This window comes from Nocardia sp. NPDC046473, from assembly GCF_040645995.1.
Taxonomy (GTDB): domain Bacteria; phylum Actinomycetota; class Actinomycetes; order Mycobacteriales; family Mycobacteriaceae; genus Nocardia.
Genome location: NZ_JBEYZJ010000007.1, coordinates 108,070 through 120,569 on the forward strand (window position 1 = coordinate 108,070; position 12,500 = coordinate 120,569).

Consider the following 12,500-nt stretch of genomic DNA (forward strand, 5'->3'; position numbering starts at 1 on the left):
TCGAGGCGACCGCCGCAAGTGTGGCTCCAACATGTTCGACAGGCAGGATGAGCAGAGTTTCATGGTTCGTGTAGTTGGGGACGTGGGTCTGATGGGCTGGCGGGGAAGCAAGACCCTGGCACTGGTGGGCGCATGACGCGTTCCGCACGTGTCCGTCCCGCTCGGACCCGGCGCCCCCGGGTCATCACGCTGCCGCAGCTGATGGCGACCGCCGTCGAGGCGAACCCGGACGGCATCGCCCTCACCTACGCCGACGCCACAGCGACACTGTCGCAACTGAGCTACGCCGAGCTGGACGAGCGGTCGACCCGATTGGCGCGGCTGCTGATCGAGCGCGGCGTCGGCCCGGAAGATCTTGTCGCGATCGGCGTTCCGCGCTCGATCGACTCCGTGGTCGCGGTCTGGGCGGTGGCCAAGTCCGGCGCGGGCTTCGTGCCGGTGGACCCGAATTATCCGGCCGACCGGATCGAACACATGGTGAAGGACTCCGGCGCGGTCTTCGGCCTGACCACCGCGCAGTCCGCCACCCAGCTGCCGGGGCAGGTCGAGTGGCTCGTCATCGATAGCGATTCGACACTGCGTTCGCTCGAGCGGCACTCGACCGAGCCGATCACCAATGCCGATCGGGTGCGCCAGCTGCGCGCCGAACATCCGGCCTGGGTGATCTACACCTCCGGCTCGACGGGCACGCCGAAGGGCGTCGTCGCCACCCAGGCGGGCATCGCCGGGTTCTGCGAGGAGCAGCGCACCCACTACGGCGTCACGAGTACCGCACGGACCCTGCACTTTTCGTCGCCGTCGTTCGACGCGTCGATGCTGGAGCTGCTGCTCGCCCTCGGCGGCGCGGCGACTATGGTCGTGGTGGCGCCGACGGTGTTCGGCGGCGACGATCTCGCCGAGCTGCTGCGCCGTGAGCGGGTGACCCATGCGTTCATCACGCCCGCCGCGCTGGCCTCGATCGATCCCGCCGGGCTGGACGATCTCGGGGTAGTCGCGGTCGGCGGCGAGGCCTGGCCGCCGGATCTGGTGCGGCGCTGGATACTTCCGGTCACCGGCGGTGTTCGCGAGCTGTTCAACGTCTACGGGCCCACCGAGACCACGATCGTGGTGAACATCGGCGAGCCACTGGTGCTCGACGCCCCGCTGACCATGGGCGGGCCGATTCGTGGCGTCACCGAATACGTGCTGGACGAGCGGCTTTCGCCGGTGCCGGATGGCGTGATCGGCGAGCTGTACATCGCGGGCGCGCAGGTGGCGCGTGGGTACCACGAGCGTCCAGCGCTCACCGCCACCCGCTTCGTGGCGAACCCGTTCGACCCCAACGGCTCTCGGCTCTATCGCTCCGGCGACCTGGTTCGCTGGACCGCGGCAGGTCGACTGGAGTACGCGGGGCGCAACGATTTCCAGGTAAAGGTGCGTGGTTTCCGCATCGAGCTCGGTGAGATCGACGCGGTGCTCGCCGCACACGACAGCGTCGACTTCGCGGTGACCATCGGACACCAGCTCGACAGCGGCACCACGATTCTGGCCTCCTACGTGCTGGCAGCTCCCGGCGCGACGGTGGACACCGACGAGCTGATCGCGGCCGCCGAGCAGCGGCTGCCCGCGCACATGGTGCCGACCACGATCACCGTGCTCGACGAGATCCCGCTGTCGCCGACCGGCAAGCTGGACCGGCGCGCACTGCCCGCGCCGCAGCTGCAGACCAAGGAATTCCGTGCGCCGAGTGGCGAACTGGAACAGCTGGTCGCGCACATCTTCGCGGAGCTGCTGGACACCGGTGCCGCCATCGGCGCCGACGACGACTTCTTCGAGCTCGGCGGCAACTCGCTGGTCGCCACCAAGGTGGTGGCCAGGATCGGCGCCCAGATCGGCGCGCGGGTGCCCGCGCGCACGGTCTTCGAGGCGCCGACGGTCGCCGGTCTGGCGGCTCGGCTCGCCCCGTTCACCGGGGCGGGCGGGCGGCAGGCGCTGGCGCCGATGCCGCGCCCCGAACACATTCCGCTGTCGCTGGCGCAGCAGCGGATGTGGTTCCTGAATCAGTTCGATACCGGGTCGGCGGCGAACAACATTCCGTTCGCGATCCGGCTCTCCGGCGCGCTGGACGTGTCCGCGCTGCGGGCGGCGGTCGCCGATCTGGTCGAGCGGCACGAGACGCTGCGCACCGTCTACCCGGCGGTCGACGGCACCGGCTACCAGGTGATTCTGCCTGCGGCGCAGGCCATTCCGGAGCTGGCGGTGACCGAGGTCGCCGAGTCCGAGCTGCCGAGCAGGCTGGCCGAGTTCATGCTGGCCGGGTTCGATGTGGCGGCGGAGGTGCCACTGCGGATGGCCCTGCTGCGGCTGGGCGTCGACGACCACGTGCTCGCGGTGGTGGTGCACCACATCGCGGCCGACGGCACCTCGATGGCGCCGATGGTGCAGGACCTGACGATCGCTTACTTCGCGCACACCGCGGGCTCCGCGCCTGGCTGGGCGCCATTGCCGGTGCAGTACGCCGACTACGCCCTGTGGCAGCGGGCGATGCTCGGCGACGAGAACGATCCGAAATCGGTTGCCGCCGAGCAGATCAGCTACTGGCGCACCGCGTTGGCCGGTCTGCCGGGTCGGCTCGAGCTGCCCACGGATCGCCCCCGCCCGGCGTTGGCTTCCGGTCGCGGCGGCGTCTACCCGTTCGAGGTGGACGCCCCGACCAGGGCCAAGCTCGACGCGATCGCGCAGGAGACCGGCGCCTCGCTGTTCATGGTGGTGCACGCGGCGTTCGCTGCACTGCTGGCCCGGCTGTCGGGTTCGACCGATATCGCCATCGGCACGCCGGTGGCGGGCCGGGGCGAGGCGGAGCTGGACGGCCTGATCGGCATGTTCGTCAACATGCTCGTGCTGCGCACCGAGAATGCGCCGAGCGCGTCGTTCCGCGAACTGGTCGAGTCCGCCAAAAAGGTTGATCTCGAAGCGTTTTCGCATGTGGAGCTGCCGTTCGAGCGGCTCGTCGAGGTGCTCGACCCGGCGCGCTCGCAGGCGCACCATCCGCTGTTCCAGGTCGCGCTGTTCTTCCAGAACATGGACAAACCCGCGTTGGAATTGCCGGGGCTGTCGGCGTCGGCCCTGGATCTGGACGGCGCGGCAGCCAAATTCGACCTGCAGCTGACCGTTACCCCGCACGAGGGCGAAAACGCCGGTCTGTCGGCCATGTTCAGCTACGCCACCGACCTGTTCGACGAGGCGACGGTGGCGCGCTTCGCCGCCCGGATGCGCCGACTGCTGCGCGCGGTCACCGCTGATCCCGACCGCGCGGTGGGCGATGCCGACCTGCTGTCGCTGGTCGAGCGGGACCGAATCCTGTTCGAGTGGAACGACACCCGGCAGCGGGTGGCGCCGCGATTGCTGCTCGACGGCTATCGGCAGGCGGTGGCCGCCGACCCGGATGCCGTCGCGGTGGTCTACGAAGGCACCGAACTCACGTATCGCGAGTTCGATGAGCGGGTCAATCAGCTTGCCCGGTTGTTGATTTCGCAGGGTGTGGGTGCGGAGTCGCTGGTGGGTCTGGCGATTCGGCGTTCGCTGGATCTGGTTGTCGGTATGTATGCGATCGTGACTGCCGGTGGTGCGTATGTGCCGTTGGATCCGGATCATCCGGCCGAGCGGATCGCGCACATCCTCGACACCGCCGAACCCGCCTGTGTCGTAACAACTTCTGCCGACGCCGTCGTCTTGCCGGACGGCGTTGCCGCGGTGGCCATCGATGCCGCCGACCTGGCGCGCTTCGACAGCACGGCGGTCCGCAAGGACGAGCTGCTCCGGCCGGTGTCGCCGCTGAACCCGGCGTACGTCATCTTCACCTCCGGCTCCACCGGTCGCCCCAAGGGTGTCGCGGTGTCGCACGCGGCGATCAACAACCAGATCGAATGGATGCTCGCCGAGTACCCGCTCAACCAGGACGACGTCTACCTGCAGAAGACCGCGACCACCTTCGACGTGTCGCTATGGGGCTTCTTCATGCCGCTGCGGGTGGGCGCCAAGCTGGTGGTGGCGACACCGGACGGCCATCGTGACCCGGCATACGTCGTGGAAACCATTGTCGCGCAGTCGGTCACGGTCACCGACTTCGTGCCGTCGATGCTGACGATCTTCGCCGCGCATACCGCCAAGGGCGCCGTGCCCACGCTGGAGCAGATCTTCGTGATCGGCGAGGCGTTGCCGCCGGAGACGGTGACCGCGCTGCACGCGGTGATCGATGCGGATGTGCACAACCTCTACGGGCCGACCGAGGCCGCGGTGTCGGTGACCTACTGGCCCGCTGACGGCTCGGATACCCGCTCGGTGCCGATCGGGTTGCCGCAGTGGAACACCCGGGTCTACGTGCTCGACGCGCGGCTGCGCCCGGTGCCCGACGGCGTGGCAGGCGAGCTGTACCTGGCCGGTGATCAGCTGGCGCGCGGATACGTCCGCAGGCCGGATCTGACGGCTGATCGTTTCGTGGCCAATCCGTTCGGTACCGGTGAGCGCATGTACCGCACCGGCGATCTCGTGGTGTGGCGCAAGGCTTCCGGTGCGGACGCCGACGCGGACATGGTGCTCGACTACATCGGGCGCACCGACTTCCAGGTGAAGTTCCGCGGCCAGCGCATCGAGCTCGGCGAGATCGAAACCGCGCTGCTCGCCCAGCCTTCGGTGAGTCAGGCGGTGGCGCTGGTCAGCCAGTCGACGCTCGGCGACCAGCTGGTCGCCTACGCGGTCGCCGCGCCCGAGGCCAGGATCGAGCCGCAGGAGTTGCGGGCCGCCATCTCGGAAACACTGCCCACCTACATGGTTCCGGCCGCCATTGTCGCGCTCGACGCGTTCCCGCTGAATCCCAGCGGCAAGCTCGATCGCAAGGCGCTGCCCGAGCCGATGTTCACCGCCCGCGAATTCCGTTCGCCCGCAACACCGGTCGAGGAGATCGTGGCCGGTGTGTTCGGCGAGGTGCTCGGGCTGGCCAGGGTCGGCGCGGACGACGATTTCTTCGCGCTCGGCGGCAACTCGCTGGTCGCCACCCAGGTGGTGGCGCGGCTCGGCACCGCCGTCGGCGGCCGGGTGCCGGTGCGGACGCTGTTCGAAGCGCCCACCGTGGCCGGTCTCGCCGCGGTGATCGACTCGCAGGTGCACAGCCGTCCTGCGGTCGAGCTCGGCAGCATCGCGCGACCGGACGAGCTGCCGCTGTCGCTGGCGCAGCGCCGGATGTGGTTCCTCAACCGCTTCGACCACACCGACGACCAGGCGACCGGATCGGGCGCCTACAACCTGCCATTCGCCTTGCGGCTGACCGGTGCGCTGGATGTCGCGGCGCTCGGTGCGGCACTGCACGACGTGGTGGCGCGGCACGAGGTGCTGCGCACCGTTTACCCGGAGACGGCCGCCGGCCCGATCCAGATTGTGTTGCCGCCCAACGGTGTTGCGCTGGATGTCGCGCCGCGGCTGCTGAGCGAGACCGATGTCGCCAGTGCGGTGTACGCGCTGGCATCGAGTTCGTTCGACGTGACCGCCGAGGTCCCGGTGCGGGTTGCCCTGCTGCAGGTCGACGGCCAAGCGGACACGTATGTACTCGCCGTCGTGGTGCATCACATCGCCGCCGACGGGTCTTCGATGGGGCCGCTGGTGCGCGACGTGATGATCGCGTACGCCGCGCGGACCGCGGGCGAAGCGCCGAACTGGGCGCCGCTGCGGGTGCAGTACGCGGACTACGCGCTGTGGCAGCGTGCGGTGCTCGGCGACGAGGCCGATGCCGAATCGATTGCCGCGCAGCAGATCAGCTTCTGGCGCTCGCACCTGGCCGACCTGCCGGATCTGCTGGAGTTGCCGACGGATCGGCCGCGTCCCGCGATTGCGTCGATGGCGGGTGCACGGGTGGATGTGCAGATCGATGCGGCCACCCACGCCGGTCTCGTGGAACTCGCTCGCGGACAGGGCGCGACGTTGTTCATGGTTGTGCACACCGCACTCGCCGTGCTGCTGGCCCGGCTGTCGGGTTCGGTGGACGTCGCCATCGGTACGCCGTTGGCCGGTCGTGGCGAGCGTGAGCTCGACGACCTGATCGGCATGTTCGTGAACACGGTGGTGTTCCGGACGCAGTTCGAGTCCGGTGAGTCGTTCGTCGAATTGCTCGGCAGGCAGCGGGAATCCGATCTGCAGGCGTTCGCGCACGCGGACATTCCGTTCGAGCGTTTGGTGGAGGTGCTCAACCCGCCGCGTTCGACGGCGCATCATCCGCTGTTCCAGGTGGGGTTGTCGTTCCAGAACATCGCGCGGGCCGCGCTCGAACTGCCCGGTCTCGCGGTGTCGGGGTTGGACGCGGACCTGGCCGTGTCGCAGTTCGATCTGCATCTGATCGTCGGCGACAGCTACGACGAGTCCGGCGTGCCGACCGGCCTGGGTGGCTTCTTCACCTATGCGACAGACCTTTTCGACGCCGCGACGGTGCAGGGCTTCGCCGACCGGTTCGCGCGGATCCTCGCCGCCGTGGTGGCGGATGCGACGACGCCGGTGGGGGATATCGAAGTACTCGACGCGGACGAGCGCGACGATGTGCTCGGCCGATGGAATGCGACCGAGCAGCAGGTCGACCAGTCGGCGACGTTGGTTTCGCTGTTGGACGCGGCCGTGGCGGCCGATCCGCGATCTGTGGCGCTCGTCATCGATCTGGCCGCTGGTCGCGAGAAGGTGACCTACGCGGAGCTGGATGCTCGGGTGAACAGCCTTGCCCGGTACCTGATCTCGATGGGGGTCGGTCCGGAGTCCCGGGTGGCGCTCGCTTTCCGACGTTCGGTGGATCTGGTCGTCGCGATGTACGCGGTGGCGAAATCCGGTGGTGCGTATGTGCCGGTGGATCCGGATCAGGGTATCGAGCGAACGAGTTACATCCTCGAGACCGCCGCACCGGTGTGCGTGCTGACCAACGCCGAGGCCGAATTCGGCACCGATGTAGCGCCTTTGGTGCGGATCGATGAGCTCGATCTCGATGGCCTGGATACGTCTCCGATCACCGATGCTGATCGGGTCGTGCCGTTGCGTCCGGAGAACACGGCGTATGTGATCTTTACGTCGGGTTCGACGGGTCGTCCGAAGGGTGTGGCGGTTTCGCACGCGGCGATCGCGAATCAGTTGCAGTGGAAGGTCACTGAGTTCGGTCTGGATGCGGCTGATGCGATTCTGCTGAAGACCGCTGCCACGTTCGACCTTTCGGTGTGGGAGTTCTGGTCTGCGGCGGTGTGTGGTGGCCGACTGGTCATTGCCGCGCCTGACGGTCACCAGGACCCGGTGTATCTCAACGAGTTGATGGCCCGCGAGTGGGTGACCACGTTGCATGTGGTGCCGTCGATGCTCGACGCGCTCACGACCGGTGACTTCCCGACCTCATTGTGGCGGGTGCTGGCGATCGGTGAGGCGCTGCCAGGTGGATTGGCGCAACGCTTCCTGCGCGACTACCCGCGCGTCGAACTGTTCAACCTGTACGGCCCGACCGAGGCAGCGGTATCCATCACCAGCCACCGGGTCACTCGAAACGATCAGCCGTCGGTGCCCGTCGGCGCGCCGGAGTGGAACAGCCAAGTCTTCGTGCTGGATTCGCGGCTGCGGCCCGTTCCGGTCGGTGTTTCCGGCGAGCTGTACCTGGCCGGTGCACAACTCGCGCGTGGCTACTTCGGTCGTGCGGATCTGACGTCGGATCGGTTCGTGGCCAACCCGTTCCAGCCCGGCGCGCGGATGTATCGCACCGGTGACCTGGTGGCTTGGCACGCCTCCGGTGAGCTGGAGTATCGCGGCCGCACCGACTTCCAGGTGAAGATCCGTGGTTTCCGGATCGAACTCGCCGAGATCGACGCGGCGCTGCTCGCGCTGCCGCAGATCGCCCAGACGGCGGTCATCGCGAAGTCGGACCCGCGTACCGGTGACCGCTTGGTCGCCTACGTGGTCCCGGCGGATGCCGATATCGATGTCGCACAGGTGAAGTCGGCGCTTGCCGTCGGTCTGCCGTCGTACATGGTGCCTGCGGCGTTCGTCGTGCTCGATGCGTTGCCGTTGAACGTGAACGGCAAGTTGGATCGAAAGGCGTTGCCGGAGCCGGAGTTCGAGGCGCAGGCGTTCCGTGCGCCGTCGACGCCGATCGAGGAGATCGTGGCGTCGGTGTATGCCGAGGTGCTCGGTGTCGATCAGGTCGGCGCGGATGACGACTTCTTCGGCCTCGGCGGTAACTCGCTGCTGGCGACCCAGGTCGCCGCCCGTATCGGTGCCGCGTTGGATTCGCGTGTCCCCGTTCGTGCGCTGTTCGAGGCCTCCACCGTCGCCGGTCTGGCGTCGAAGGTCGAACAGCACGCAGGCACCGGCGGCCGCAAGGCGCTCGTCGCAGGCCAACGCCCGGAACAGATTCCGCTGTCGCTGGCACAGCAGCGCATGTGGTTCCTCAACCAGTTCGACACCGGCTCCGCCGTCTACAACATCCCGGCCGCCATCCGCCTCTCCGGCGACCTCGATGTGGCCGCGCTGCACGCGGCGGTGACCGATCTGGTGGCCCGCCACGAGATCCTGCGCACCACCTACCCGCAGACAGAGCAGGGCCCGGTGCAGTCCATCGCCGCCGAGGTGCCGGTCGACCTCACACCCGTGCGGATCGGCGCAGCGAATGTGGCGGACGCGGTATATCGCGTCGTCGCCACGGGTTTCGACGTCACCACCGAGGTGCCGTTCCGCGCCGAGCTGTTCCAGGTCGCCGATACCACCGACTACGTCCTGGTCTTCGTGGCACACCACATCAGCGCGGACGGTTGGTCGATGGGCCCGCTCACCCGTGACCTGATGCTGGCCTACGCCGCCCGCACCGGCGGCGCGGCCCCGGCCTGGGCCCCGCTCCCGGTTCAGTACGCGGACTACAGCATCTGGCAGCGCGAGGTACTCGGTGCCGAGGACGACCCGCAGAGCTTGATCGCCAAGCAGTCCGACTACTGGCGCACCGCGCTCGCCGCGCTGCCCGACGAACTGTCCCTGCCCACGGACCGCCCGCGACCAGCGGCGGCCTCCTACCAGGGCGCGACGTTCAGCTTCGAGATCGACGCGGAACTGCACGCCGCACTCGACCACGTTGCCAAGCAACACAATTCGACCCTGTTCATGGTGGTGCACGCCGCACTGGCGGTGCTGCTCGCGCGGCTTTCCGGCACCACCGACATCGCCATCGGCACCCCGGTCGCCGGTCGCGGCGAGGCCGAACTCGACGACATGATCGGCATGTTCGTCAACACCCTGGTGTTGCGCAACGAGATCGAGCCCGGCATTTCCTTCGACGCGTTGCTCGCCGACGTGCGGGACACCGACGTCGCGGCCTTCGGCCACGCCGACCTGCCGTTCGAGCGCCTGGTCGAACTGCTCGACCCGGTCCGCTCAGCGGCCAGGCACCCGCTGTTCCAGGTAATGCTGGTCTTCCAGAACCTGGCCCAGACCTCGCTCGAGCTACCCGGCCTTACCGTGTCCGGCATCGATCCACAGGTCCAGGCGGCCAAGTTCGACCTGCAGCTCACCGTCGCGGAACAGCAGGACGCCCAAGGCCTTTCGGCGATCTTCAGCTACGCGACGGACTTGTTCGACGCCCTGACCGTGCAGAACTTCGCCGACCGTTTCCGCCGCATCCTGGCGGCGGTGGCCGCCGATGCCACGGTGGTGGTCGGCGATATCGATGTGCTGGCCGCCGGTGAACGCGAACTCGTACTGCACGAATGGAATTCACTCGGCGCCTGGGTGCCCGGTGCCACGCTGCCCGGCCTCATCGCCGATCAGGTCTGGCGCCGCCCGGACGCGGTCGCTATCCGATTCGGTGACCGCACGTTGACGTTCCGCGAATTGCAGCGTCGCGCCAACCAGGTGGCACGCGCACTGATCGCCCAGGGCGCAGGCCCGGAATCGCTGGTGGCCGTTGCGGTGCCACGTACCGAGGACCTACCCGTCGCGTTGCTCGGTGTCCTCGCGACCGGTGCCGCGTACCTACCGATCGACTCGGCCTACCCCGCACAGCGACTGGAATTCATGCTCGCCGACGCCGCCCCGGTCTGCGTGCTGACCACGGCGGACGAACGCGACGCGGTGCCCACCGGTGACCTGCCCGTTGTCTTGTTCGAGGAGACAACGACATTCGCCGATGCGCCCGTGCACGATGCCGACCGGCTCGCGCCGCTGCACCCCGACAATCTCGCCTACGTCATCTACACGTCGGGCTCGACCGGCGTGCCGAAGGGCGTCGGTGTCGCGCACCGCAATGTCGTCGAACTGTTCGCGAACACCCAAACCCTGTTCCGCTTCGACGAACACGACGTCTGGACGCTGTTCCACTCGTTCGCGTTCGACTTCTCGGTGTGGGAGCTGTGGTGCGGCCTCGCGCACGGCGGCTCGGTCGTGGTGGTCGACTACGGCACCTCGCGGTCGCCGGAACAGTTCCGCGAGTTGCTGATTCGCGAGCGCGTCACGGTACTGAACCAAACCCCATCCGCCTTCTACCAATTGGTGGAGGCCGACCGAGCTGCCGAGCAAGCTGACTTGGCGCTTCGCTACGTCGTGTTCGGCGGCGAGGCCCTCGACCTGCGCAAGCTCGAGCGCTGGTACGAACGGCGCGGCGCGGCAACCCGTTTGGTCAACATGTACGGCATCACCGAGACCACGGTGCACGTGTCGTTCCTGCCGCTGGACGAGCGGGATCGGCAGAACACGGCCAGCGTTATAGGCCGCGCGATTCCGGGCCTGGACGCTTACGTGCTCGACCCGCGCCTGCATCCGACCCCGCTCGACGTACCGGGCGAGATCCACGTCGTCGGTGCGCAGCTGTCCCGCGGCTACCTGGGCAAGCCGGGCCTCACCGCGACCAGGTTCGTGGCAAACCCGTTCGGCGCGCCCGGTTCTCGCATGTACCGCACCGGCGACGTCGGCCGTTGGCGCGACTGCGGCGACAAGGCAATGCTCGAATACGCCGGCCGCAGCGACCATCAGGTGCAGCTGCGCGGCTTCCGCATCGAACTCGGTGAGATCGAGGCGGCGCTGGTGCGTTGCGACGGCGTGAATCAGGCGGTCGCCCTGGTCCGTTCGGATGCGCACGGCGACCGGCTGATCGGCTACGTCGTGTCCGACGGCGGTATCGATCCGGTGACCGTCCGCTCCGAGGTCGCCCGGTTCCTCACCGGCTACATGGTGCCCGACGCGATCGTGGTGCTGGACGCGCTCCCACTGACGCCGAACGGCAAGCTCGATCAGAAGGCGCTGCCCGCACCGGAATTCGTCAGCGCGCGCACCTTCCGCGCGCCGAGCACGCCGCTGGAACAGACCATCGCCGCGGCCTTCGCCGACCTGCTCGGCGTCGAAACGGTCGGCCTCGACGACGATTTCTTCGCACTCGGCGGCAACTCGCTGCTGGCCGCGCAGGCCGTCGGCCGGCTCCGCGCCGCCGTCGGCGCGACGGTCAGCGTGCAGTGGTTCTTCACCGACGCCACGGTGGCCGGACTCGCCGCCAGGATCGACACGCAGGCGCCGGGGGAGACCGACCCCAACGCCGCGATGAACGTCCTGCTGCCGATCCGCACCGCGGGCACCGCGACACCGCTGTTCTGCCTGCACCCGATGTACGGCCTGGCCTGGAGCTACGCCGGGCTCGCCCAGCACCTGCCCGCCGATCAGCCGATCTACGGCGTGCAGTCGCCCGCCCTGTCCGAGGACGGTGATCTGCCGGACTCGATCGCCGCGCTGGCGCACCGCTACGTCACCGAGATCCGGACCGTGCAACCGCACGGCCCCTACCGGCTGCTCGGCTGGTCGCTCGGCGGCGTGCTCGCACACGCGATCGCCACCGAGCTGCAGGCCGCCGGTGCCCAGATCGAGCTGCTGGCCATGATGGACAGCCACCCGAACCCCGACGTCGCGGGCTTCCGCGCGGCGGTGCGCGGCGCGCTGGCCGAACTCGGGCTCGGCGGTGACCTCATCGGGGCCGAGGACGACATCTACGACCTCAGCGACGAGGCCCTGGCCGCGCTGCACGCGATGATCCCGCCGGAACTGGTCGCGCTGACCCCGCAACGGTTGCGTCGTATCTATCGCAGCGCGGTCCGCTCGGCCGAACTGATCGCCGAACACCGTCCAGGGGTGTTCACCGGCACGCTGGAGTACTTCAGCGCGGCGGTGGCCGATCCCGCGGATGTGCTTCGCGCCACGTCGACCGACTGGTCGCCGCACGTGACGGGCGCGGTGGTCGACCGGCCGGTCGGCGTGACGCACGCGCGGATGACCGCACCGGAGGCCCTGGCCGAGATCGGCGCCGAGCTGGCGATTCTGCTCGGTCAGCCGAGCTGAGCAGGTCCTGCCGACGTGGGGTCACCAATCGCGCGTCGGCAGGGAATAATCGTTCCCGGCGCGCATTTCGTGCGGTCGGGTCGCGGTCCGCGGCACGGATCGCACGGGCTGTGTTCGGCGTGCGCCGATGGGGTCGGTAACGATGGGCA

At 68.5% G+C, this 12,500-nt stretch carries 1 protein-coding gene; it reads left to right on the forward strand.

The window, feature by feature from the left end; genetic code table 11:
• The first annotated feature begins 132 nt into the window (after positions 1–132).
• Positions 133–12,351, forward strand: coding sequence for an amino acid adenylation domain-containing protein (locus tag ABZ942_RS25490; RefSeq protein WP_357386091.1), 12,219 nt, complete (start codon positions 133–135; stop codon positions 12,349–12,351).
• Positions 12,352–12,500 lie beyond the last annotated feature (149 nt).

Bases quoted from the DNA above. Each gene is read 5' to 3' on its own strand.
- ABZ942_RS25490 (WP_357386091.1), top strand. From the start codon at position 133: ATGACGCGTTCCGCACGTGTCCGTCCCGCTCGGACCCGGCGCCCCCGG.